We start from the raw sequence: 23,603 nt of genomic DNA, 5'->3' as shown, positions 1-23,603 counted from the left end.
GCCCCATTGCCGCCGGGGTGTGGCGGTGTGCGCTGCATGCCGGGTCGTTCTCGCGGTTCGGGCATCTCGCTCTGGATCAGCCGTTCCGGTCGCCCTGAATACCTAAGGGTCGCCATCTCGTTCGCAGGCCCCTCATTGGCCTGCACTGATCTCCGGTCACCGTAGAGGCAGCGCGGTCTGTTGTTGTGTGTTGTGGTGGTCACGTTGTTAAAGAGCGAGCGCTACTTTCTAGGCGCCGGCTTAGGTTAAATATCTAAAAGTCGCTCTTTCAAACATATTTAGTTGAAAGGATAAATGATCTGAATCTTCCCATTCGGGATGTTATCGATTCCTACAAAAAAGCCCGCTTAAGGCGGGCTTTTGTTGATGATCAGCGACGTGGCGGGTGTCTTAGAGTCGACCACCAAAAGACGCGGCCGAGCATAGTGATCTGCGAAAACTCTTCCCCGCGGATTACCTCATCGGGATACTCGTCGGAGTTCTCGCTGCGAACCCGGATCGCCCCACCAGGTAGCCTGTAGAGATACTTCACCCGTAGCATGCCTTCCTGGTTGAAGGCATAGATTTCCCCATCCACAACCTGTTTGAAGGACATGTCGAAGGCAATCGCTACCCCGTCAAGAATCAGCCTCTCCATTGAGTGACCCTTGTTTCTGGCGACTGCGGCGAAATAAGGCTCGACTCCCACAGCCTTGAGAGTCTCCTTGGAAAAACGTAGCTTCCTGTCCATGACTTCGACCGTATCGATGATCCCATCCTCACTCTCCACTTCGGCGTAGTAAGGAAGCTCCACTACGTCGTTGGATGCATGTTCGTCGGCATCCCAGGGCGCAACCAGGCCGTTTACGTCGCCCAGGGCTTGTAGCATTGGGTCTCTTTGAGGACCTAATCCGAGGCATAGCCACTCGGCACGAAAACCTGTAGCTCTCGCAAGAGCAAACATATTTTCGTCCCTGATCGATTTGGGGCCTTTCGTCCACTGCGTGACAGCGGCGGGCGCTACCTGGCACTGCCAAGCAATTACATTCCTCTGCTTGCCGCTCTGCTCAATGGCGTAGCGAATGCGCTCGTGTTTTTCCATGTCAGGCTCTTTGGGAAAACTTGATTTATATAACTTTTGATCGAGGAATTGGATATGGGTATATGCAGTCCTGCAACTTATCTAAAAATCGTGAATTGTGCGACGTTAACTAGATCATGGTTTGCCCAAGAGGTCGCCCATCGACGCTTCCTCGCTACGTCGTTGAAGGTCAGTGTCGTCTGACCACCGATTGAATCCACAGCCAAAAGCGGACACTCACTAACGATGACTCCGCCTCGATTATCAGAAGCCTCGCAGGCACCTGCATGGGTTTACAGGGCGCTAGCTCCTCTCTTCCAAGCCAGCCTTTTCCCTTGTTTTTCGAGAAGCGCTGGGTGGAGTGCCATGCCAGCGCTTATAGGCCTGAGAAAAGGATGACTGATCGCTGTAGTCCAGCGCTTCTGCGATCTGAGCCATGGAGAAGGCTCCGGAGTTGAGCATGTCATCGGCCAATTCAATCCGCAGCTCAGTAAGCAATTCCCTGAAGCTGGTTGCTTCTTCCTGGAGGTGACGGCGAAGGGCTCGCTCGCTCATGTGGAGTTTGCTGGCAAGTGTTGGAAGATCCAGCATGCCCTGGCCGCTGAAGGCGCGCAGGTACGTCTTCGCAATGGCGGCGATCCCCTGCCTGGTACGGCGCTTCTGAATCAGAGCGTTGCAGAGCTGCTCGCACGACGCCGACGTCAGGGGATTCCCCAGTGGCAGCGGAGTCTGCAGGTAGGCGGGGTCGAAAACCAGCGCGTTCAGCGCGCTGTCGTACTCGATGGCGATGTTCCAGTCGCTGGGCAAAGCTCCATCGTTCCGTCCTGGTTTGGCGCCGGTATAAAGAAATCTGCCCACGTCGAGCTCACGGACCTGCAGGCTGCGTATCAGCTTATGGGCTGCCGCCATGTCGCGTTGAATGATGAACGACCTTATGGGTTCCGGGGCGACGGGCTCCCCGAATAGCAGAGCCATTTGCCCCAGGAGTGGCCGGGCTGTTATCGGGCATAAGGCGTAGGTCAGTGGCAGGAACCTCAGCGCCAGTTCCATGGCCTCCTGGACGTTCCTGCTGCTAAGCAGGGCGAAACCCCATACGCCATAGGTGGTGATGCTGTACTCCCAACCGACCTGAATGCCCAGTAGCGGATGAGCTCCAAGCTGGTTGAACAGGTTCTCGATGACCCGTATTTCCTGGTCGGCCTGGATTTCTACCAGTGGATCTTCCAGTTGATCCCGTCTCAGACCCGATCGAGACAGCATCTGCTGCTCCGTCAGGCCATGCTTGAGCCCGAACTCGACCAGGATGCGGACGCTGCCGGGGTCTCTCAGGTAGGTCGCACTCATGGATTTCGCCCTTATCAAATCGGCCGTGATGGCCGAAAAAATAAAATTTTAAGCCGGCACCATTATTCGCGCCACCCAGCCCGGATTTCATAATTCCGCACATAACTCCAAGCAGCTTTGCTCACCCGAGCAGCGGAAACGTGCGCAATGGCATTGACCTCAGAAGAGCTCCAGATATTTCTTGAAGAGATATCCCGGTATGCCGAACAGCATATCGTTCCTGCCACTACGCCCTACGAGCACCCCATGGATGCACAGACCATGGCCAGGCTCCTGGGGGAAATCGAATCGATGGGCATCATTCCTCAGGTCGACGATGAAGCCATCGGTTTATGGGCCGATATCAGCGACCCCTCGACCATCAGGCTCAGCCTCGACCTGCTGCGAACCCTGGGGCGCGCCGATGCGGCACTGGCACTGGCGGTCCATCGCAAGTCGCTGGGCAACTGGCTGTTGCGCGAGACTGGCCTGCCCGCTGCCGAGGGCGAAATTGCGCTGGCCGTCACCGGGCACTTCGGCCTTGCCAGAGGGAGCCTGGGTCGCTGGCTGCAGGGCACTGCCTGCTTCACCGATGAAGACACGCATCTGCTGGAAGACTGGCTGAGCCGAGAGGATCACGAGACCGTCATCTGCTCACTGCCGGACATTCAACAGGTGCTGTGGCCAATCTGGCGACCCGGGGCGATCCAGTGGCAGCTCGTTGCGGTCGATCAGCTGGATTCCTCCGTTCAGGTTGCCCACGGCCTGGATGAACTGGTGGTCCGCACGCTCAGGACAGGCTCTGCGACAGTCGGAGCCCATACGGACATGCCAGCCGAGCAGGCCCGCACACTGTATGCCAGCCTGCTCAAGATGGAGTTTCTGGGACTGACGGCGATTGGCCTTGGTGTCCTGGACCGCAGCAGTGAGTTAGCCGTCGAGTTCAGCGGTATTCGTTCGCAAGGCGGAAAGCCGATCAAGGAGCACCCGGCGGTGCAGATCATGCTCAGCGAGGTCCGCACCACCGTCCGGCAGGTGGAGCAGCTGCTGCATGGTCTCCAGTCCGGCGTCGAGGGGATTTCGCTCGAGGATGCGGCGTCACTTCGCAGCACCTCCAGCGATGCACTTGTGCATGCCTGCCATCAGGTCATTCAGATCCACGGTGGTATCGGCTACATGCGTGATGCCGGGCCGGAAAAATACGTTCGTGACCAGAACATGCTGAGACTTTGCTCCGGCGGTGTCCTGGATCTGCCGCTCTTTATCCATGGAGTTGCGCAATGACCTTTTCCAAGAGAGATCTGCATCTGGATGGATACCTGCCACTCGACTCGAAGCTGTCACCCCGTTGGCAGTTCGATGATCTTCCGCTGTTGGGACGTTTCCTGACGGCCTATAAGCAAGATGATCTCTGGAGTTACGACACTCGTCAGCTTCCCTGGCCCTTGCAGGGTATTCGCAAGCGGGCCAAGGCTTTCGCGGACGAACATATCGCGCCGATCTCAGCAACGCTCGATCTCGCCGAACACCTGCCAGCTGGCGGCATTCACCCTGATGCCCATCAGCTTCTGGTCGAAGCGGGCAAAGCGGGCTGGCTGAGCTATTTCCTGCCAAAGCCGCTGGGCAGCATGCCGCTGCTTGCCGGGCTCTATCCTCCGATCCTGCAGGCCTCGCTGGTAGTGGAAGAGTTCAGCAGGGCCTGCGGCGGGATAATGCTGCTGCTTTCGGCCCACCATCTGGGCGCAATGCCGCTGCTTCTGTCGGGCAATTTTTCGACGATTCGCCGGTACTTGTTGCCCGCGTATCGCGAAAGCCAGGCGGGCATCCCCCATCTGATCGCCTTTGCCATCACTGAGCCCGGGGCCGGTTCCGATGCCGAGGAAGGACATGGCGCGCAGCAGTACCGACCCAAGGTAGTGGCGCGCCGCACCGCCGGCGGATGGCTGCTCAATGGTCGCAAGTGCTACATCAGCGGCGGTGACCTTGCGAAATCCATGACTGTGTTTGCTGCGCTGGAAGGTGAAGGAATGGAGTCCTGGACGTGCTTCCATGTCAGGAGCTCAGCGCCGGGATTTAGCGTGGCTCGTACCGAACTCAAGATGGGAATGAGGGCCTCGGGTGCCGCCGAGCTGGAGTTCAATGATGTTTTCGTCCCCGACGAGGCAGTCGTCGGTGGTCTCAGGCAGGGCTGGGCTCTCAACCGTGCAACCCTGAACGCCTCCAGGATTCCCGTCGCATCGATGGGTGTGGGCCTGGCGCGGGGAGCGACCGAAGCTGCAGTTGAGTTCGCCCGCAACTATCAACTCGGCGGCAAAGCCCTGATCAATTATCAGGAGGTCCAGCTTCAGCTCGCGACGATGCTGGCGGAGACCCGTGCGATCAGGGGCATGATCTGGCATGAGGCCAGGGCCAGTTGGAAGCCCCGCCAGTTGAACGCTTCCGCCTGTAAGTTCCATGCAACGGATCGTGCGCAGAAAGTCTGTGAGATGGCCATGGATCTGCTTGCCGATCACGGAGGCCTGCATCGCAATCGGGTGGAGCGCGCGCTGAGGGATGTGCGGCTTACGAGGATTTTCGAGGGCACCAACCAGATCAACCGCCTGGCGCTCATGGAAGACTGGCAACCCCAGTTGCTCAGCCCCATCGCGCAAGGGATTGGAGTTTGAGTGTCTCGCAAGGCAGTACACCTTCACGCTGATGTCCAGCGTGCTCATGACCTGTTGCAACTAACCAGACATGAGATCTGGCCAGCGCTGAGAACATGTAATTCAAAGAGCCGTATCGGAGAATAAATATGAAAAAAATACCGTTCTCGCAGGATGTCTTCTTCCAATATCCGGTCAATGAATTCAAGGTCAGCACCGGAAATATCGATCTGCCGATCTTCTACTACGACAACTCCGTGTGTATGGCGATCTTCATGGTTGACCTGGAAAATTCTCGTTCATTGGTCACGGACGAGCGTTTAGAGGTCGTGCGCTTTCGTGGCAATAAGGCAATGGTGGCCATTGCTTTCTATGAGTACCGCCTGACCGCAGTTGGCAGCTACAACGAAGTCGGTGTGGCTATCGCCGTTGAGCCCAAGGGGGTGGCTTCTCCCCGGTTACCGCTGCTGACCATGCTAGGCCCGCTGGACAAGAATTCAATGGGGTTCCATGTCATTGATTTACCTGTCACGACTGAGGCTGCCTGCGCGGCAGGCCGAGAGGTCTGGGGGCTGCCGAAGTTCGTCACGCCCATTGACTTCAATCTCCAGGGAAACAAGTTTCTGGGGCGGGTAAAGAGCCCGGAAGAAGAGTGCTCGATCATCACGCTGGAGGGAGAAGGTAAATTTGGCGTCCCGGCGCCGCTGTTGGATTTGTCCCTTTACTCCGTGCGTGACGGCAATCTGTTGAGAGCCTTGGTCAATACCCGCGGTGGATGCAAGTGCATGTTGGGTGGAAGTATGAGGGCACGGGTTGATCGGCAGTCTTCTCATCCGATGGCTCAACGTCTGAGACAACTCGGTCTGGATAATGCAAAGCCGCTATTCGTGATGGCCAGCCACAGGCTCCAACTGCGTCTGAATGCTGGTGCTCGCGTTCCATAAATTGAAATACCGATGCCCCCAGGAGAACTGCGTTGATAGATTTCAGAGTTGAGGTGAAGCCAGATTCGCAGGCTGATAAGGCATTTGACGTTGGATTCGAGTCCGGGCTTTGTGGTCAGTCACTCTTCGAGTGCCCATATGATCACCGGAACCCCGAGGGCCTCCGATTGCGCCATGAATGGCTAAATGGCTATTTGACCGCATTGGCACATAAGCGGGTGACGCCCCCTTTTTAAGGCGCATGCATGAGGGCAGTGCTCCTGGTTTCCTTTTCATTCCTCCTGATCGCGAATGGAATTGCGCCAGCGAAGCAGACCCTTCATTACGCGCACCGCGCCACGAGATCGAACGCTATCCCCACGGCCACTTCGAGCTCTACGTGGGCAAAGCCTTCGAGTAGGTGATAATCGATCAACTCGACATCCTGCTACGCACCGTGCCGAGCATTCCAGCAGAGAGAAAGCATGAGCTACGACCTTCAAGGAAAAGTGGTTCTGATCACCGGCGCGGCGGGCGGCATTGGCTCGGCCACTGCGCGGGAACTGTATGCGCATGGCACCAGCCTGGTGCTAACTGATACGTCGCAGGAAGCTGTGGACAAGCTGGCCCTGGAATTCAACAGCCAACGTGTGCTGCCGCTGGCGTTCGATGTCACCGATGCCGAGGCGGCGAAGGAGGTGATCCAGCGGGCGGTCGAGCATTTCGGCCGTCTGGATGTGGCCTTTGCCAACGAGGGCATCTTGTGGAGGGGCGTGCCGGCGAGGCGTTCGGCTTTGACCTGAGCAACGGCAGACTCCTGACGATCTGCAGTATCGAGCGCCGTCAGGTAACGATTAATGCTCGACTCTATCTCCCCCATCCGACGTTGCAGCTTGGCACTGGTGAAGTTGCGGTCGCGATTGTTGACCGCCTTGAACTTGCTACCGTCGATGGCCACCAGCGCTTCGGAGAGCAAACCGAGCTGCTGACACAACACCACGAAATGCCGGCAGACGCCGCGGATGGCCTTGCCATTGTCCTTGCGGAAGTTGGCGATGGTCTTGAAGTCCGGTGTCAGGCGCCCGGTCAGCCACATCAGCTCGACGTTGCGTTGTGCCTCACGTTCAAGGCGGCGACTCGACTGAATCCGGTTGAGGTAACCGTAGATATAAATCTTCAGCAGAGCGCTGGGATGGTAAGCAGGTCGACCGGTTTCTGCCGGGACGACACCGTCGAAGCCCAGTCTGCCGAGGTCGAGCTCATCGACGAACACATCGATCACCCGCACCGGATTGGTGTCCGCGACGTAATCATCCAGGCTCTCGGGCAGTAGCGTGGTTTGGCCTCGACGCTCGCCTTGGATGGAACGCTTCATGGAGTGCCCCCGCTCTGAAACCCGCCGGCAGCATAGCAAGGGCGCTGGCCACGTTTTTACACAACCTGGGCCAAAAGCGGCCGCTCAAAGGTGTCTACGAATCTCGAGGCGACTCAAAGAATGCGAGCGTTGCGAGTTCCATCCTTTCGAGATCTGTCTCTTTCATGGCTGCTGTCCGAAGGCAAAAATGAAAGTGAAGGCGAGGAGTTATCTGACCTTGGGGAGTCACCCCAAAGCCAGATTCCATCCAAGATAGTCGAGTTGTCCGACGCTGCTAGCTGGCTCTCAGTCCATGTGGCGAAGGGGCGCTGCCTGCCTGATATTCAAGCGGTTTGCTTGGTATCAAGCTCGGCCAATCTCTCGCGTACAAACGCGAGAATCGCTGCATTCATCTGGCCCAGTCCCGGCTCCTCCAGCGGGTAATGTCCGGCGTTGTCGAGCAGGCACGTGGTTACCTCGACATGGGCCAGGCGTTGCAGGAACGGCTGGCTGAGGGACAGTGGCGTCCAGCGGTCCGCGGCCGGCTGGGTCAGCAGGACGGGGCAGACCTTGAAGGCTTCCGGTTCGATCGCTGGCGCGTAGCCCAAATAGGAGCTTAAGAAGCGTAGGGTGGCCCAATTGCCGGCTGATGTACGGTCCTTGAGGCATGCCTTCAGCGCGGTGCGGTCGTTGACTAAGGTGTACATCTTGCTGGCCAGCCACATTGGCATCTTCAGCCCGGCCAGGGGCGTGCGCGCCAGGGCGTGGATCATCGGGATGCCCAAGCGGCCCATGAGCGGAAACAGCGCGGTCTGTTCGCGGACTTGGGCCACGAGTTGGTCGAGGAAGGTCATGCCGATGATTCCTGCAACATGACCATTCAGCGCCGCGGCATGGTAGGTGAGCATGCCCCCCGCGCTCAGCCCATAGAGGAAGATCGGCCGCGGGTCTCGGGCGCGCTCGTGTTCGATGAAGTCGTTGGCCAACTCCACCCAGGTGTCGTAACGGATCTTCGCGCCGGCAGCGACCTTCGTCTCGCCGTAGGTAGGCATGTCGATGGCCACCGTCTCCAGACCCTGCCGCGCCAGCGGCAGGCCGGCGATGGTGGACATTTGCCGACCATTGGTGCCGACGCCGTGGAACAGAATGACCTTGGCCGGCGCCGCAGGATTGAGGTAGCGGTCCAGATGCACCTGGTGACCGTGCCAGGGCCAGTATTCTTCCTTCGGTGCGTTGTTGGCGTCGATGCGGTAGGTGGGCGGAAGGAAGGCCTGGATCGCCTGCCATTGGGTCTGTTCTGCGTAGCTCATCGACGTCCTCACACTGGACAGGATGGGTGGGAAAACCTATAAAGATGACATTTGTCACTTTCTAGAACATAACATATGTCTGATTTTGTCGATGTGCAAGCGCCATCTTCGTCTCCCAAGGGCAAGCGGCTAGGTCGCCTGCCGCAGCAGGAGCGCTCGCAAACGCGCATTGCTCAGGTGCTGGCGGCAGCGGAAGAGTTGCTGGGCGAAGTCGGCCCGGACGCCGCATCTATCCCCGAGATATCCAAGCTTTCAGGGGTGCCGCGGCCGAGCATCTACCAGTTCTTCCCCGACAAGTACGCGCTCTTTGCGCACCTGGCGGAGCTACAGATGGAGCGCATAGGCGAATTGATTGTCGCGATGCAGCCGCAGGCGGACGAAGACTGGAAGGTTGCGATCGGCCGTGTTGTTCGCGGTGTGGCTGGCTATTACAACGCCCACCCTGCCGCCGCCGCCTTGCTGATGCGCGGCAATTTCACTCCGACCGATCGCAAGGCCCATCAGGAGAAGGATGCAATGATTGGATCTCTCCTGCGGGATCACCTGCAGGCAAACGGGGGATTCAAGAAGCTTCCGCATCAACCGGACGCAGCAACGCTATCGGTCGAGATCGCTTTTGCCTGCATGCGCTATGGCTACCAGGGGGATCGGCATATCAGCGAGGACATCTGCACTGAGGCCACTGAAGCTGCAATCGCCTATTTATCGAGATGGCAGTAGCGTCCCGAATGCTTGGTGAGGTGGGTCATCCGTCAGAACTGTTGCTCTTGCGTATGACTGATGGGGTCAAGCCAAACCACCTTTTGCAGGATCGCGTAAAGGCTGACTGTTCCGGGAAACCCAGGATGTCAGCCAGTTGCCCTAACGGCACCTGAGTCTCGCGTAGGTACTGCAGGGCCAACTCCTGGCGGACATTTTCCTTAATCGCCTCGAAGCTGGTGCCTTCGGCCTGAAGGCGACGGTGAAGGGTGCGAGGGTGGATGGCGAGCATCGCCGCGATGTCTTCCTTCCTGGTGTGCCCAGTCCCTAGCATTTGTCGGATTGCTTGCCGCACGCGCACGCTGACAATCTCACCGGGCATCCTAAAGTGGCGGGATAGGTAGTCTTCTGTGATCTGCCGTAGTGCGGGATTGCCGCCGTGTAGCTTGGCGCGCAACCCGGATGCTTCCAAGTGCAAAGCGGCGCGCTCCTGATCGCTGCTCACAGGCGCGTTGAAAAAGCGACGGTAGGTGTTGAGCGATGCCAAGGGGGTATGGGGCAAGGTTACCAACTGGAGGTTGTAATCGGCGCCCTGAATAAACTGCGCGACTCGGTGAGCAGTCCCAAGGCAAAGATCAATGGTTTGCCGCTGACTGGGATGGCCTGCCAGGCGAATTTCGATCGATAACTCGAACGCTCCCTTCACCAACGCGCTGTCAGGATGCCCAGTCAGTACCAGTCCTGGGCTATGCGTGAACAGGTAGAGGGAGGCAACCTCGACGGCGTCGAGCACCGTCTCCGCATTCTGCATGACCACACCGAGTGGTCCCAAGATTCCTATGTGTTGGCTCTGCGCGATTCGTAATCCAAGGTCCGGACAGCGGGTCGCCTCGCTGCTGGCTTCCAACAGGTGGGTAACTGCCCTGAGGGAAAGCAGGGCGTTGTCGTCATCAAGTGCTTTCGGCTCAATGCAGTGCTGTCGTAGCAGTGGGGTAGGGTCAATGCCCAGTCTCTGCATGACAGCTGCATAGCCTGATATTCCGCTCGCGCGAACCATGTATGTCATGGCACGTAACGTAAAAAGGTTGTCCCGTAACGTCAAGAACTAACCTGCCAGACCATCGATAGTCTCCTGCACAAACAAGAAAGCATTTCCAGGAGAAATCAATGGAAGGCAAACAGCATTATGACGTCCTGATTATCGGTGCCGGTATTTCGGGGATCAGCATGGCCTGTCATCTGATCCGCGAACGTCCGGGCAAGCGCTTCGCGATTTTGGAGCGCCGAGATGCCATCGGCGGCACGTGGGATCTATTTCGCTATCCGGGCATTCGGTCGGATTCGGACATGATGAGCTTCGGTTTTGGCTTCCGTCCCTGGACGGATAATCGAATCCTGGCTGACGGGCCCTCGATCCGTTCGTACGTGAATGCAACTGCCAAGGAATGGGGCGTCGACCGCCATATTCAGTTTGGCTTGAAAACCGTAGCGGCCAACTGGTCCAGTGCTGACGAACGCTGGACGGTGGAGACAGTGAACGAATCCACTGGTGAAGCCAGAACATTCACCTGCGATTTCATGGTTTCGGCGACCGGATATTACGACCATGAACAGGGCTTTCTGCCCAGTTTCCCAGGCGCTGAGGTCTTCAAGGGACAGTGCATCCATCCGCAACATTGGCCCGAGCAGCTCGACTATCGCGGCAAGCGCGTTGTTGTCATTGGTAGCGGCGCCACGGCGGTGACGCTGATTCCCGCGATGGCCAACGAGACCGCGCACATCACGATGCTGCAGCGCTCTCCCAGCTATGTCTATTCGCTGCCCGCCATCGACAAAATGGCCATCGCCTTGCGGCGCCTCCTGCCTGAGTCGTGGGTCTATACGCTTGCGCGCAAGCGGAACATTTTTGTGCAACGCACGCTGTACAAGTTTGCGCGCCGCTTCCCCAAGCTGTCTCGGCATCTTTTGTTGTCTTCGGTGCGCAAGCAGCTCGGCCCAGATTTCGACATGGCTCACTTCACGCCCCGCTATATGCCTTGGGATGAGCGGCTATGCGCAGTACCAAATGGCGACTTGTTCAAGGTGCTGCGTGAGAGAAAAGCGTCGGTGGTCACTGACCATATTGAGCGATTCACCGAAGACGGAATTCTGCTCAAGTCGGGACGTGTGCTGAAGGCGGACATCATCGTGACCGCGACTGGATTGAAACTCCAGACGTTGGGGGGCATGGCGCTGTCGATTGATGGCGAGGCACGGTCCATCGGCGAGGGCATGTCGTACAAAGGGGTGCTCCTGCAGGATGTGCCGAATTTCGCTTATCTGTTCGGCTACACCAACATCTCCTGGACACTGAAGATCGATATGGCTGCGGAGTTTGTTTGCAGGGTTCTCGGAGAAATGGACCGTCGTGACGCGCATGTTGTGACTCCTCGTGCTCCAGCGGGCGAGATTCAAGAGGAGAGCATCCTGGGCTCTTTGCAGGCGGGCTACGTACAGCGCGGCGATTCGGTGCTGCCACGTCAGGGACGGGGACTCCCGTGGCGAGTGCTGCACCATCTCGAACAGGATCGGTTGATGTTCGGGCAGCCGGTGGATGACGCGGCGCTCGATTGGTCGAAGGCGGTATGAGCGCGGCAGGCCTGAAAAGGCGTGGGCTAAGTCCGATCCAGATGATCGAATCCGATTTTGTTAGTCAGAATGTTCGCTGCGCCGGCACCCTGTTGCTCCCCGCTCAGGGTGTGGCGCCTCCAGTTATCGTAATGGCGCATGGCTTCGGCGCTGTTCGAGATGCTGGCCTCCACGCATTTGCTGATCGCTTTTTGGCAGCTGGCTACGCAGTCTTCCTATTCGACTATCGCGGGTTTGGCGATAGCGCCGGCGAGCAACGGCAGTGGGTTTCACCTCGGCGGCAGTTACAGGACTGGCGTGCGGCAATCACGCATGTGCGGTCACTGAAGCAGGTCGATAGGCAACGGGTCGTTCTGTGGGGCGTGTCGTTCTCCGGCGGGCATGTGATCCGTTTGGCTGCTGAGGATCGCCATGTGAGTGCAGTTGTGGCGCTAGTCCCCCACGTAGATGGCCTGGCCAGCACGCTGCAGGTGCCGGTGTGGACTTCGCTGCGCCTGTTTGCTGCGGGGTTACTGGATCTCGTTGGCGGGCTGTTCGGAATGCCATGCTTCGTACCGACTGTTGGCCGTTCGGGCGAGTGCGCCGCCTTGACGAGCCCCGGCGCGCTGGATGGGTACCTGAAGCTGATTCCAAAGGGAAGCCGGTGGGAGAACCGTACCCGCGCCAGAGTATTTCTGGGGCTACCGTTCTATAGCCCCAGACGTCATGCGCACCGGGTGCAAGCGCCAACACTGGTGATCGCTGGTCGCCGGGATTCGATAACACCGCCGAGCGCAGCTCAACGCGCCGCCCAGCGACTGCCGCACGGCAAGTTCGAATGGTTGCACAGCGATCATTTCCAGCTCTTCGTGGGCGAATTGTTCGAGACTAACGTCGCACTGCAGCTTGGGTTTCTGCGTGAAGCTGTCCCGCTCAGCAGTCCCGCGAGGAGAAAAAAATGATGCCCGTCCAACAGTGGATGATCTACGGCGCCTATGGCTACACAGGGGAGCTCATGGTCCGAGAGGCTGTGCGTCGCGGCTTGCGTCCGGTGATCGCCGGACGCTCGGCGTCGAAGCTGGAGCCTCTCGCCAAGGAATTGGGGCTGGATTACAGAGCGTTCGACCTGTCTCAGGCGGATGCCAACGTAGTGGGCATGTCGGCTGTGCTCAACTGCGCAGGCCCATTCTCATCGACGGCGCATACTTGGATAGATGCATGCCTCAGGGCGCGCGTGCATTACGTGGACATCACTGGCGAAATCCCGGTGTTCCAGATGGGACACTCCCGCGACGCTGATGCCCGGCGAGCTGGCATCATCGTTTGCCCTGGTGCGGGCTTCGACATCGTCCCTACGGACTGCCTGGCTGCGATGCTGAAGCAGAATGTACCGGACGCGGAAACGATCAACTTGGCGTTTTCTTTTGGCACACGCCCTAGTGTTGGGACGGCCAGGACAATCGTCGAGGGGATCGAGGCCGGAGGCCTCATTCGACGTCGACATGCATTGACCACGGTCGCTAACGGTTACCGGATTCGCCGTGTTGACTTCCCCAATGGCCGGCGCTGGGCAGTTACGATTCCTTGGGGAGACGTCTACACGGCTGGAATCTCCACCGGTGCGGCGAACGGTATGGTCTATACGGCGTTGCCGTTGATGCTGGGCCTCGTAATGCGGATAACCAGTCCTCTACGTGGGTTGCTGGCAACCCGCTGGGCACAGAAATGGCTCGATCGTCTGGCTGTACGCCTGTTCGGCGGAGGCCCCGACGCGGATGCCCGAGACAATCAGCGCAGCGAGTTCTGGGGAGAAGCCCTTGGAGCTTCCGGAAAGTATTCGACGGCCACCATCTCGGCCCCAAACGTCTATGCGCTGACAGTCGACACGGCTCTTGCAATTACTCAGCATTGCTTAAGTACGCCAGCACAGGCTGGTTACTACACTCCCTCGATGCTGATGGGAGCAGAGTTTATATCTACGCGCCCTGGCGTCGATGTTAAATTATTCAAGAGATAAATTCGCAATAGTTAGTCGCTGTCGATTTATGGTCAACCTCTAAAGTAATCGCTATTAGTCGGTTACGTTAGTAACTGGTATTTGCCCGGTAAACTGGATGGGATGGAAGTGGGCAATCTTGATGATGAGTTTATAAAGATTCTTCTGGCACTTCATGATGCTGATGAGTGGAGTCGTCCAGGCAGCTTGGGGGTATGGTTGACCGGCTCCCCTCCTGAGTACCTCGCTGCATTGTACGAAAAAGGATTAGTCGGGAGGAGAGAGCACACTTCTGGCGTGCGATTCCTCAGGGTCAGACATAAAAATTCTTACGAGTACAAACTGTCCAGGGAGGGCGTCGAGTTAGTCGAGAGGCTTCTAAAGTAAGCGACGCACCGCAGCTTTGATGCCGAGAGCCCCCATATATGACAAGCCATCGATCGAGCTACAGTCGTTGCCTAAGTATGCAACGACATGGTGGGTATTGGCGCTCAATGTAGCGCTCTGGGTTTGATAGCCTTCTGGCCCACCATTTCGCGCATCAAGCTCGTTGAGGGACATATCCAGAAAATCTCTCGGAGAGTCTCTGTGCAGATACCACACCATAGACGTCCGTACATGGCCGGCTTCTGCCCCTCGCGATTGGCTGTAATGGGGCGTTCTCTGCCGGTCATAGCCACGCAGTGTGGTGGTCAGATCCGATGCAAATACTTGGCTTGGCTACCTCGCTCAGGAGCACGCAGCCGGGGACCTGGCTGCGGTGGCCGAGGAGATGTAGGGCCATGAAGTGGCTTCTGGTGGGAGTGGTCGCGTTGGCGGGATGCGCCGGCCAGGTCGAGCCTTAGCCGAACAGGGTGTGAACGAAGGGCTTCGGAGTGGCCTGGCTAGCTGCTTTAGAGCTGTGGCTTGCTGCGATACCAGAGAGCGGATCCATCGGCCTGTTGCTCTCGGCGCCGCTCAGTCTGGAAGAGCTTCGACTCATGCACTACCTGGCGCCACGTTGTGCAGCCGTACTTTCTCGGTGTGAGCCCCTGGTTTCGCTGCTCAATGTGGAGGATCGCATCCGTCAGCCGCGTCCATCCGTTGACGGCGCAGGCCAGCTCGGCATTCAGCAACCACTGCACGATAGTCGTCGATGGCCAGTGCATGGGGTCGTCGCCCGGCATAATGCCGTAGATGAGCATGTCGCTACCCGCCTCAGAGGCGAGAAAGGCCCCCATCTCTTGCCGAGCTTCATCCATTGCCTTAGCCATGGCGCGGAGTCCCCGATCCTGCGCCTCGATTTCGGCGAAGGCAGCGTCCAGATGGGCGATGGCCGCCGCGCAACCATCGGGACTGAACACATTGAACCGCTCCATGAAGTGATGCACGAGGTCATTCCGAAGTGCGACCAGGCTCGTGAGCGCGTCTTTCAGATTGGTGTGGTCATCACTCTCCAGTTGAACGCACATCGACATTCGGAAATAGCATCGCGTGGGATCTCCGGGGATATCCTCTGAGGTGTCGTCTTTTTCCAGGGGACGTGCATAGGAACCAACGAAATCGCTAACGAGTTGGCCCAATGTTTTGTTGGCAAAGGCCTTCTTACGCTTCTCCAGATTGGCCGATAGTTCCTCGGCCGCTCCCTCAATGCTGCTGTAGCTCAGCATTGCCTTGGTCAATAGCTCTACCTGCTGGAGGCGGAGGATGCACCGCCCCATCTTTTGGCTGACCACGCCCTGGAGGGTGGATAGCCCCTCGTTTACCTGCTCGTCCAATGCTAGTTCCAACCCCTCGCGCCAAGCTTGAGTCAAAGCTCCAAGCACACAGCAAGCATGCTTATCACACCCAGGCTTAGCGTGAGGAGCCTTGGTGCTGCTCAAGCACCAAAAGATACAGCCTGCAGACGAAGGTTCGGGCGCTGCTGGCGGAACTGGAGCAGCGGAAGGGATATGAGGTGCAGCTGAGCGCGGCGGTGCAAGCTTGCCAGTAGGAAAAGGTGGCCACCAGGCCGCCTAGGTGACTTATGGGCAGGTTCTTACAGTCGCCGGCTACGCTTCAGCCCTTCACTGCCAGAACGGTCGTTGTTCCCATCCAGGGACCAGGCCCAGCACCGCAGGGGTGATTCCGGCCTTGTTCATGCTGTCGACCGGGAGGCTGGCGATCACAGCCTTGAATTTGTGCTTCCAGTCGGAGGCTGGGTCGATGACGTTCATCAGGGCCTGAATCGCGACAGCCCGGTTGAACACTCGGCCACGGTCCTGTTGTGGGGTGAATTCGTCAGTGATGACCTTGGCCAGGCGCGGGGTGTCGGAGCCGATGTTTGTGTTCCAGACGCGGCTGTGGTGGGCACAAAGGTTGCGCAGGAGCGTGCTGCTCTTGAGCCAGGACTGCAGGATCTCCTCGTTGTAGCCGAAGCAGCTCGCGATCGCTTTGCGATGGTCCAGATGCAGGCTGGTCAGCAATCGCGACATCTGCCCGATGGACAGTTGCTCAAGGATGATCCAGATAGGGGGCAGGGCAGGGGAGTTGTAGTGGTCGTAGTAGTGATCGACAGACAGGGCCTTGTCGCGCATGCCTAGGATGTTCCGCAGGAATTCGCGGTGGCCTGCCATCGATTCGAAGTGAACAGCTTCGAAGTAGAAATGCGAGCCACAGGCTCTGTCGTTGGCAAGGGTATTGGAAATAGCGGCGCGGAAGGCGACTTCAATGCGTTCAATAGCGTCCAGGCAGACCAGGCGCAGCTTCCGGTCGAAGTCATAGAGGGCCAGCACGTCGGTGAAGCATACGCCCGGGTAGAAGCGCTTGCTGGCGTCCTGTAGAGGACGCATGTACATCAAGAGGCGGTGGTAGCCGATGAAGTTGAGGGCCTGGATGGCGGTAGCCTGTTGCCCTCGAGTCGAGAGGCCTTTACTGCGTAGATGTCGTAGCAGCGCATGGACGCTCTTGGCTGGCTTGGCGTAGTGCTTGGAGAGATGGGGCACGCCTGAGCATCCTGCTGGCCGTAGAAAAAACTAACCCCCTGGTGCGCAGTACGGGACAAGTCCCGCCCGAGGCGTGGGGGTTATTCTTGAGACCGATTAAACCGAATCCGGACTAGAAATTCAACAATTTGTTGAATGCCTAAATCGTCCTCCGGTCCTGAGTGTTTTCGCGCATATAGGTGGTGCAACTGCCATTATTCGCCGTTTTGGGGCGTAGGCAAACATCAGCCTTTCAGGAGCAGCCGTAGGCCACGGCTCGGAGCCGAGACGGTTAAGATCCCAAACTAGAAACAGCTCCTACTGCTAACGCCACGCCGGCGAAACGAGGGGATGACAAGGGGCAGCGCCCCTTTGTGGCCGGATTGTTTAGGGATGGGGGCCAGGGGGAACGTCCCCCTGGCAAGGCCTACTCGCCGTTGAAGTACTTCCCGCGCTCCCGCAACTCGCGGGAAATCAGCTCCTTGGCGAACAGCGGCGCGGCCTTCTCGATTCGCTCCACCATCCGGCGCTGCCGGGCCTTTCCCTTGCGCTCCGTATTCCAGCGCCTGACGGTTGCCGATTGCGGGAAATCGATACACACCCCGTACCCTAGGGGCTGGTACTGCTTCCACGCCTCCAGGATCACAGTGGGGATCGGAGCACCGGGACGGGTATGCCTGACGATCAGCTCGCGGCGGCCCGGGCACGGTCTGTGCGGCAGGCACCACCGGAGCGAGTAGCGCCACATCAGTGACGCTGCGCGCTTCGTCATGAGGGGGCTCCCTTATGCCTGCGGTTCGTGGCTGGCGAGAATCGCCGGGAGCCAGTGGGTTCCTTCGCAGAGGCGGGCCGACTCGCTGGCCAGATCGCCTTTCTTGAGTGACGACAGACGCACCACTTCAGCCGGGGCGATTACCTGCATTGCCTCCAGGGAAAGCCCCTTCGGCACGTGCGAGAAGTAGCTTTCAGCGGTTGGCTTCCACCAGTTCCGCATGTCCAGGCCCAGCGTGCGAGCCAGCTCATCAGCGGCGCTATCGCCGTTGGTGCCCCGGTCGCTCACCACATCAACGCCCGTACCGACGCACACGGCGAACAACGCGACCAAGTCCTCCAGCGACAGCTCCAGCAGAGCCGCGAACAGCTCCTTCGGATTGGACGGTAGACGCTCCCTCCAGTGCTGGATCAACTCGGCCATCGCTTCCAGGGCGACACCGCCCTTGAGGTCGTCGGCCAGTTCGGTCAGGCCACCCCGCGAGGTCAGACTGACGCCGATCGGCATCTTGAAATTGAAGTAGTACTCGTCGTGGATAACCCGCATGGCCATGCCATGCACCACCGTGGCCAACGCCACTTTCGGATTGCGGGCCAGCTCGACATGCAACGCGGCCGTCTTGTGCGCCGTCAGTTGGCGCCCCATGCGATCCGACAGGCGCGAGGTCTTCTCCTGCTCCCCGCCATTGCCGCCGCCGTTCTCCTGCGTGTTGTCTTCCGCATTCTCGACCTCGATGACGTCCTCGGGCTTCACCAGCCCACGATGAACCATCACCTCCCCGGTGCGGTGGACATACACAACACACCCGGCCCGGGCCAGATCATCAGGCGCATAAGCACGGGTCGTACTGCGCTCCAAGGCTTCCAGCGCCTCCCGTGCTTCGTCGGCCAGCGCGTCGCACTCGTCCACCTTGTCCCAATCATCCGCCTCGCCAGCGGCCTCGATCTCGGCCTCCAGCCTCTCGATGTCAGCCTCCAGTCGAGCCACCTCCGCCAGATGTTCCGGAGACGGATCAACTGGCTTCGAATGCACCTGCGCGAACGAAGGCAGATCAATGCCGCGAGGCACGACATCAACCCACTTCCAGCCTTCAGCGCGCAGCTCATCCGCATTCGGCACCAGCTTCTCGCACGCCAGCTGGTCGAGTAGAGCCAGATCGGTGAGATAGGCATCATCCTCCGCACTGAACAGATCACGGCGCACGGTGCCGCCTGCCTGCTCATAGGCCTCGATCCCGACAAAGCGCGCAACGTGGTCATGGCGCACCTGCACGTCAGCCCGGGTCAGCGCACGGCGCAGCTCATTCGGATAACGGTTGTAGCTGGGCACGTCATAGAACGCGGCTTCCTGCGCTGCGTGATCGTCCGTAATAGTCAGGGCCTGCAACTGCTCCAACGCCGCCTCACCTGCACGGTACGAAGCGATCAGGCGCGGCGACAGCTTGGCCAGCTTCAGACGACGCTTCACCACGACCGGCAACACCCCGAAGCTCGCCGCGATGTCCTCGATCGGAATCCCTGCCGTCGCCAGCTCCTGGAACGCCACGAACTCGTCGGCCGGGTGCATGCTCTCGCGCTGCACGTTCTCCGTCAGACTCGCGGTCAGGGCCACCGCCTCCGGCACCACCAGGCACATGATCGGCGTGGTCAGAGCCAGTTTCCCCTTCGCCGCCAACGCCAGCAGCTTCTCCACACGACGCCCGCCGGCGGCGACATCGTAGAAACCATCCTCGGCCTCGATCACGACCAGATTCTGCAGCAGCCCCTGACTCTGCAGGCTCGCTTCAAGCGCGCTACCACCTTCCTCCGTCGCCGCCACCGAGCGCACGTTCTTCGACCACCGACGCAGCTGCGACAGCGGAATTTCCTTCCATACACCACTCGGGATGCCCTTCGCCTTGCCCTTGGCTTTGCTCCCCCTTGCTTTGCTAGATGCTCCTTGAGCCGGCTTCTGCACTTGCTGTTGGTTCTGGATGTTGTTGTTCATTTCAGGTTTCTCCTGGGGTTGTTGCTGATTGGGGACTTGCTTCGCTGAGTGACCTTTTCGCCGTAGGCCCAGGAGGACCTGGCTCATCAGGACAGGGAGCAAGGGAGAAACCGGAAGCCGCATGCCCGAAGGGACCGGGTGAGGATTTCAGCGCAGCGGCCCTTGCTGCCTGGCCGAGCCAGGTCATCCTTCAGGGCCAGCGAAAAGGTCATTCAGCGGAGCCGCACAAGTCCTGCAGCGGCACGGGGGAGGGGAAATGAACAACGCGGGCCGACGGCCCGGGCAAGCGGAGCGCGCAGCACCTGGTGGCTCTATCGGCAGGTGCGCAGGAAGGGGAAGTGGACGCCCGCAGGGGGAAGCCTGGTAGCGGCTCTCGATTGCTACAGCGACGGCTTGGCCACCGGCGCATGTCGCGCCATCAGCTCCACGACCCAGTCGATGAATACCCGCAGCTTGGCGCTGACATGGCGATTGGGCGGGAAGGCCAGGTAGAGCGGCATGCTCTCCATGGTCCAGTCGCCGAACAGCTCCACCAGTTCCCCACGCGCCACCGCGTCCACCGCCATGTAGCGCGGTAGCCAGAGCACGCCCATGCCTGCGATTCCGGCTGCCAGGTAGGCGTTGCCGTCGTCCACCGTGAGCACCGGGCGCCCATGCACCTGCAGGGTTTCGCCGTCCTTGTTCATCGCGAAGGAAAGCGGCTTGCCGGTGCGCGCCCAGAGGTAGCCGACGATGCGTTGCTGGCTGTTCTCCAGGTCGCGCGGGTGCTGCGGCATGCCGGCGCGTTGAAGGTAGGCCGGCGCCGCGAATACGCCCAGTGGCAGGTCGCCTACGCGCCGGGCCATCAGAGATAGGTCTCTGAGTTCGCCGCCGCGCACCACGCAGTCGACGCTCTCGTCGATCAGGTCAACCATGCGGTCGCTGACTCCCATGTCGATCTGGATGTTCGGATAACGCTCGTGGAAGTCGGGCAGGGCGGGGATCAGCAACAGGCGAGCCAGCGGGCTGGGCACGTCTACCCGCAGCCGCCCACGAGGTACGGCAGCGGCGCTGGAGAGACTGGTCTCGGCATCGTCCATGTCCGCCAGCAGGCGTACCACGCGTTCATAGTAGGCGGCGCCATCAGCGGTAAGGTTGAGCTTGCGGGTGGTGCGGTTGAGCAGGCGTACACGCAACCGCGCTTCCAACTGCTGAATCAGCTGAGTCACGCTGGTGCGGCTCATGTGCAGGGTATCGGCGGCCTTGGTGAAACTGCCGGTTTCCACCACGCGGGCAAAAGCTTGCATCGCATCAAAACGGTCCATGGCGGCTCCGGCAGGGTCGTGAAAGGGGACGGTGAAATGGGGAAGATTGTTTGAATTCTACAAACAATGCTGACCAGTGTTGCCCGATTATCGTCGTCGCTGCGCGCCGTAACCTGCCTCCATCGTTGAAACCGGGGCCGCCAAGCCCCTTGATGGTGCAAGTCGATGAGTACTCGTGACGTAGTTTTCCCCGCCGGCCGCCAAGCCCTCTATGAGCGCAACCGCTATTCCCCGGCCATCCGCAGCAACGGCCTGCTGTTCGTCTCCGGTCAGGTCGGCAGTCGTGAAGACGGCTCGCCGGAACCCGAGCTGGAAGCCCAGGTGCGCCGTGCCTTCGACAACCTCAATGCAATCCTCGCCGCCGCAGGTTGCACCTTCGATGACGTGATTGACGTAACGGTGTTTCTGGTCAACCCCGAGCACACCTTCGAGCGCATCTGGCAGGTCGTCCCGGAGTACTGGGGCGAAGCCCCGCATCCCACGCTGACCGGCATCGGTGTCACCTGGCTGTACGGCTTCGACTTCGAGATCAAGGTGATCGCCAAGCTGCCGGAGGACAGCTAAGTGCTGCAACAGAAGTGTTCATGCGCGCGCACGCGGCTAGAGATTGCGGCTCACCAGAATCGCACTGGCGATGACGTTGAAGAGCCGATCTGCGCGCGGGGCGTGTGAGGGCTGCTCACGAAGCCAGGCGAGCGCCGCAATAAGGTCGAACAGTTCTGAGCCGTCCAGGCGGACTGATCCGACTCGGTCGTATCCCAAGCCCTCACCAGAGACGCAGCATCTTGGTGGCGTGCATGGCGGATGCGAGTCCTCTTCCCGCATCCATCCAGGCGTAGGCGTTCGCAGCACGCCGGAACGCATCGGTGTCTTTGCCCGGCGGCAAGCTACCGCTGGCCGAAGGCAGCATTGGCCTGTTTCTGTCGCTCGTGACGGACAGAATTCGGCCCAGGCTGTGTAAAAACACAGCGAGCGCTGGGTAGCCGGATATGGATTGGTTTTAACGATATCCAGCGGCCTCCTGGACGCGTGGTGTGTCCATCCTGGGCATTCAGTTGATTCAGCAAGTACTGCTTCCACGATTCTGTGCGACGCGTTCGGAGGGCTGCCAATGGGGTTTCAGGCCCTCATTGCTGCTATCAGCGCACTATTGCCCAGCAGGTTCAGCACCCGTTTGAAGTTGTAGGCGAGCACATGCAAGCTCATTTCCGTGCTCACACGGTTGAGCGTCTTGGTGAGGAAATGGGTGGCGCCCATCCAGGCCTTCAATGTGCCGAAAGGATGCTCCACTGTCTGGCGGCGGATGCGCATCATCTCCGGAGCCTGATCCAGGCGGGACTGCATCGCGTCGAGCACCGACTCGTGTTCCCAGCGACTCACTCGCCGCTGCGCGCTCGGTGTGCACTGATCTTTCAACGCACAGCCCTGGCAATTCGAACTCCAGTAACGATGCAGCTTCAGGCCTTTCTCAACTGTCGCAAAACGCCAGATCAGGCGCTCTCCGGCTGGGCAGCGGTACTCGTTCTGGGCTGCGTCGTAAATGAAATCATCACGACCAAAGCGACCCGCTGCGGCAGCGCCTGAGGTCTTGGCCTTGGGGACGAAGGCGGTGATGCCAGCCTCGTGGCAGGCGAGGATTTCTTCGCTTTTGAAGTAGCCACGATCAGCGACCACCGACAGTGATTGCGCTCCCATTGCCGCCCGTGCGTGCTTGGCCATGGCACTCAGTTGATCGCGGTCGACGCCGTTGTTGGTGACCTCGTGCGTCACGATCAGGTGATGCTTCGTCTCGACCGCAGCCTGGACGTTGTAACCGACCATGCCAGTGCCGCGAGTCATCATCGAACGTGCGTCGGGATCAGTAAGCGAAATCTGTTTGTCCGGGGTGGCCTCCAACTGAGCCTCGATATCCCGGAGTTCCTGCATCTTGGTTTTCAGGGCGGCAATCTTGCTGTGCAAACGCTCGGATTTGGCCCGTGCCGCAGCAGGCTCTTGCCGGTCGGCAGTGTCCAGCGCAGTGAGGTAGCGGCTGATGCTGGATTCGATCTCCTCCATTCGCCGTTGCAGCTTGACACTGGTGAAGTTGCGGTCGCGATTGTTGACCGCCTTGAACTTGCTGCCGTCGATTGCCACCAGCGCTTCGGAGAACAAACCGAGCTGCTGGCACAGCACCACGAACTGCCGGCAGACACCACGAATGGCTTTGCCGTTGTCCTTGCGGAAGTTGGCGATGGTCTTGAAGTCCGGCATCAGGCGTCCGGTCAGCCACATCAGCTCGACGTTGCGTTGTGCCTCGCGTTCGAGGCGGCGACTGGACTGGATGCGGTTGAGGTAACCGTAGATGTAGATCTTCAGCAGGACGGCCGGGTGATACGCAGGGCGGCCAGTTTCGGCGGGAACCACGCCGCCGAAGCCCAACCGCCCGAGATCGAGTTCATCGACGAACACATCGACTACTCGCACCGGATTGGTGTCCGCGACGTAATCATCCAGGCTCTCGGGCAGCAGTGTGCATTGGCCTCGATGCTCGCCTTGGATGAAACGCTTCATGGACTGCCCCCGCTATGACTGCCGACGGCAGGATAGCAAGAGCACTAGCCACGTTTTTACACAGCCTGGGCCAGAAGCAGCCGTTCGCGGCAGGCTGCTTTCGACCCATTGCAGCTGTCCGTGACGGCAGGA

At 59.4% G+C, this 23,603-nt stretch carries 20 protein-coding genes and 1 pseudogene; 10 read left to right on the top strand and 11 right to left on the bottom strand.

The window, feature by feature from the left end:
• Positions 1–370: 370 nt before the first annotated feature.
• Complete coding sequence (locus AC3B6A_RS15045) at positions 371–1,081, bottom strand: S24 family peptidase (RefSeq protein ID WP_488398009.1); 711 nt, start codon at positions 1,079–1,081, stop codon at positions 371–373.
• Positions 1,082–1,363: 282 nt separating this feature from the next.
• Positions 1,364–2,404 (bottom strand): AraC family transcriptional regulator, encoded by a 1,041-nt coding sequence (locus tag AC3B6A_RS15040; protein ID WP_488398008.1) that lies wholly within the window; start codon positions 2,402–2,404, stop codon positions 1,364–1,366.
• Between the two features lie 147 nt (positions 2,405–2,551).
• Between AC3B6A_RS15040 and AC3B6A_RS15035 the strand changes: the two genes are divergently transcribed.
• From AC3B6A_RS15035 to AC3B6A_RS15015, 5 genes are all read left to right on the top strand, one after another.
• The gene (locus AC3B6A_RS15035; RefSeq protein WP_488398007.1) at positions 2,552–3,667 is read left to right on the top strand and encodes an acyl-CoA dehydrogenase family protein; all 1,116 of its coding nucleotides are present in this window, start codon (positions 2,552–2,554) and stop codon (positions 3,665–3,667) included.
• The gene (locus tag AC3B6A_RS15030) at positions 3,664–5,049 is read left to right on the top strand and encodes an acyl-CoA dehydrogenase family protein (RefSeq protein ID WP_488398006.1); all 1,386 of its coding nucleotides are present in this window, start codon (positions 3,664–3,666) and stop codon (positions 5,047–5,049) included. The genes AC3B6A_RS15035 and AC3B6A_RS15030 overlap by 4 nt, the downstream gene beginning before the upstream one ends.
• A gap of 128 nt (positions 5,050–5,177) precedes the next feature.
• Positions 5,178–5,972 (top strand): acetoacetate decarboxylase family protein, encoded by a 795-nt coding sequence (locus AC3B6A_RS15025; protein WP_488398005.1) that lies wholly within the window; start codon positions 5,178–5,180, stop codon positions 5,970–5,972.
• A gap of 53 nt (positions 5,973–6,025) precedes the next feature.
• Positions 6,026–6,208 carry a ribosome modulation factor gene (locus AC3B6A_RS15020; RefSeq protein WP_488403609.1) on the top strand — a complete coding sequence of 61 codons (183 nt, stop codon included), beginning with the start codon at positions 6,026–6,028 and terminating at the stop codon, positions 6,206–6,208.
• Between the two features lie 228 nt (positions 6,209–6,436).
• Positions 6,437–6,754, top strand: a complete 318-nt coding sequence (locus AC3B6A_RS15015; RefSeq protein ID WP_488403607.1) for an SDR family NAD(P)-dependent oxidoreductase — start codon at positions 6,437–6,439, stop codon at positions 6,752–6,754.
• Here AC3B6A_RS15015 and AC3B6A_RS15010 read toward each other — a convergent pair.
• Positions 6,733–7,326: pseudogene (locus AC3B6A_RS15010) on the bottom strand (transposase); the annotation flags it as partial. The gene AC3B6A_RS15015 and the pseudogene AC3B6A_RS15010 overlap by 22 nt on opposite strands.
• A gap of 323 nt (positions 7,327–7,649) precedes the next feature.
• Complete coding sequence (locus AC3B6A_RS15005; RefSeq protein ID WP_488398004.1) at positions 7,650–8,615, bottom strand: alpha/beta hydrolase; 966 nt, start codon at positions 8,613–8,615, stop codon at positions 7,650–7,652.
• A gap of 75 nt (positions 8,616–8,690) precedes the next feature.
• On the opposite strand from AC3B6A_RS15005, the gene AC3B6A_RS15000 reads away from it, so the two are divergent.
• A complete protein-coding gene (locus AC3B6A_RS15000; protein WP_488398003.1) occupies positions 8,691–9,335 on the top strand; it encodes a TetR/AcrR family transcriptional regulator in 645 nt (214 codons plus the stop codon).
• A gap of 25 nt (positions 9,336–9,360) precedes the next feature.
• Here the strand turns inward: AC3B6A_RS15000 and AC3B6A_RS14995 are convergent, their stop codons facing one another.
• Complete coding sequence (locus AC3B6A_RS14995; protein WP_488398002.1) at positions 9,361–10,380, bottom strand: AraC family transcriptional regulator; 1,020 nt, start codon at positions 10,378–10,380, stop codon at positions 9,361–9,363.
• A 101-nt stretch (positions 10,381–10,481) separates the two neighbouring features.
• Between AC3B6A_RS14995 and AC3B6A_RS14990 the strand changes: the two genes are divergently transcribed.
• From AC3B6A_RS14990 to AC3B6A_RS14980, 3 genes are read left to right on the top strand one after another with little or no spacing between them, the layout of a single operon-like run.
• Positions 10,482–11,942 (top strand): flavin-containing monooxygenase, encoded by a 1,461-nt coding sequence (locus AC3B6A_RS14990; RefSeq protein ID WP_488398001.1) that lies wholly within the window; start codon positions 10,482–10,484, stop codon positions 11,940–11,942.
• Positions 11,943–11,983: 41 nt separating this feature from the next.
• Positions 11,984–12,883 (top strand): alpha/beta hydrolase, encoded by a 900-nt coding sequence (locus tag AC3B6A_RS14985; protein ID WP_488398000.1) that lies wholly within the window; start codon positions 11,984–11,986, stop codon positions 12,881–12,883.
• Entirely contained in the window at positions 12,880–13,938 is a 1,059-nt protein-coding gene (locus tag AC3B6A_RS14980; protein WP_488397999.1) for a saccharopine dehydrogenase family protein, read from the top strand. Before AC3B6A_RS14985 ends, AC3B6A_RS14980 begins: the two co-directional genes overlap by 4 nt.
• An 872-nt stretch (positions 13,939–14,810) precedes the next feature.
• On the opposite strand, the gene AC3B6A_RS14975 is transcribed toward AC3B6A_RS14980, so the two are convergent.
• The 5 genes from AC3B6A_RS14975 to AC3B6A_RS14955 all read right to left on the bottom strand — a co-directional run bounded on the left by AC3B6A_RS14975 (position 14,811) and on the right by AC3B6A_RS14955 (position 20,921).
• Positions 14,811–15,674: an OST-HTH/LOTUS domain-containing protein gene (locus tag AC3B6A_RS14975; RefSeq protein ID WP_488397998.1), complete on the bottom strand. Its 864-nt coding sequence runs from the start codon at positions 15,672–15,674 to the stop codon at positions 14,811–14,813.
• Between the two features lie 288 nt (positions 15,675–15,962).
• Positions 15,963–16,880 (bottom strand): Abi family protein, encoded by a 918-nt coding sequence (locus AC3B6A_RS14970; protein ID WP_488397997.1) that lies wholly within the window; start codon positions 16,878–16,880, stop codon positions 15,963–15,965.
• A 406-nt stretch (positions 16,881–17,286) separates the two neighbouring features.
• Positions 17,287–17,631 (bottom strand): theronine dehydrogenase, encoded by a 345-nt coding sequence (locus AC3B6A_RS14965; protein ID WP_488397996.1) that lies wholly within the window; start codon positions 17,629–17,631, stop codon positions 17,287–17,289.
• 12 nt (positions 17,632–17,643) lie between these two features.
• Positions 17,644–19,617, bottom strand: coding sequence for a ParB/RepB/Spo0J family partition protein (locus AC3B6A_RS14960; protein ID WP_488397995.1), 1,974 nt, complete (start codon positions 19,615–19,617; stop codon positions 17,644–17,646).
• 380 nt (positions 19,618–19,997) lie between these two features.
• The gene (locus AC3B6A_RS14955) at positions 19,998–20,921 is read right to left on the bottom strand and encodes a LysR family transcriptional regulator (protein ID WP_488397994.1); all 924 of its coding nucleotides are present in this window, start codon (positions 20,919–20,921) and stop codon (positions 19,998–20,000) included.
• Between the two features lie 165 nt (positions 20,922–21,086).
• Here AC3B6A_RS14955 and AC3B6A_RS14950 point away from each other — a divergent pair, with 165 nt between their 5' ends.
• Complete coding sequence (locus AC3B6A_RS14950) at positions 21,087–21,485, top strand: RidA family protein (protein WP_488397993.1); 399 nt, start codon at positions 21,087–21,089, stop codon at positions 21,483–21,485.
• A gap of 555 nt (positions 21,486–22,040) precedes the next feature.
• Here the strand turns inward: AC3B6A_RS14950 and AC3B6A_RS14945 are convergent.
• Entirely contained in the window at positions 22,041–23,471 is a 1,431-nt protein-coding gene (locus tag AC3B6A_RS14945; protein ID WP_488397992.1) for an IS1182 family transposase, read from the bottom strand.
• Positions 23,472–23,603 lie beyond the last annotated feature (132 nt).

This window comes from Pseudomonas sp. B12(2026), assembly GCF_057767015.1.
This window is presented reverse-complemented; position numbering and strand designations above follow the sequence as displayed.

Coding starts and splice junctions, on each gene's coding strand:
- AC3B6A_RS15005 (WP_488398004.1), bottom strand. CDS start 8,615: ATGAGCTACGCAGAACAGACCCAATGGCAGGCGATCCAGGCCTTCCTT.
- AC3B6A_RS14955 (WP_488397994.1), bottom strand. CDS start 20,921: ATGGACCGTTTTGATGCGATGCAAGCTTTTGCCCGCGTGGTGGAAACC.
- AC3B6A_RS15035 (WP_488398007.1), top strand. CDS start 2,552: ATGGCATTGACCTCAGAAGAGCTCCAGATATTTCTTGAAGAGATATCC.
- AC3B6A_RS14985 (WP_488398000.1), top strand. CDS start 11,984: ATGATCGAATCCGATTTTGTTAGTCAGAATGTTCGCTGCGCCGGCACC.
- AC3B6A_RS15025 (WP_488398005.1), top strand. CDS start 5,178: ATGAAAAAAATACCGTTCTCGCAGGATGTCTTCTTCCAATATCCGGTC.
- AC3B6A_RS14960 (WP_488397995.1), bottom strand. CDS start 19,617: ATGAACAACAACATCCAGAACCAACAGCAAGTGCAGAAGCCGGCTCAA.
- AC3B6A_RS14950 (WP_488397993.1), top strand. CDS start 21,087: ATGAGTACTCGTGACGTAGTTTTCCCCGCCGGCCGCCAAGCCCTCTAT.
- AC3B6A_RS15045 (WP_488398009.1), bottom strand. CDS start 1,081: ATGGAAAAACACGAGCGCATTCGCTACGCCATTGAGCAGAGCGGCAAG.
- AC3B6A_RS14965 (WP_488397996.1), bottom strand. CDS start 17,631: ATGACGAAGCGCGCAGCGTCACTGATGTGGCGCTACTCGCTCCGGTGG.
- AC3B6A_RS15030 (WP_488398006.1), top strand. CDS start 3,664: ATGACCTTTTCCAAGAGAGATCTGCATCTGGATGGATACCTGCCACTC.
- AC3B6A_RS14945 (WP_488397992.1), bottom strand. CDS start 23,471: ATGAAGCGTTTCATCCAAGGCGAGCATCGAGGCCAATGCACACTGCTG.
- AC3B6A_RS14995 (WP_488398002.1), bottom strand. CDS start 10,380: ATGACATACATGGTTCGCGCGAGCGGAATATCAGGCTATGCAGCTGTC.
- AC3B6A_RS15040 (WP_488398008.1), bottom strand. CDS start 2,404: ATGAGTGCGACCTACCTGAGAGACCCCGGCAGCGTCCGCATCCTGGTC.
- AC3B6A_RS14990 (WP_488398001.1), top strand. CDS start 10,482: ATGGAAGGCAAACAGCATTATGACGTCCTGATTATCGGTGCCGGTATT.
- AC3B6A_RS14980 (WP_488397999.1), top strand. CDS start 12,880: ATGATGCCCGTCCAACAGTGGATGATCTACGGCGCCTATGGCTACACA.
- AC3B6A_RS15000 (WP_488398003.1), top strand. CDS start 8,691: ATGTCTGATTTTGTCGATGTGCAAGCGCCATCTTCGTCTCCCAAGGGC.
- AC3B6A_RS15015 (WP_488403607.1), top strand. CDS start 6,437: ATGAGCTACGACCTTCAAGGAAAAGTGGTTCTGATCACCGGCGCGGCG.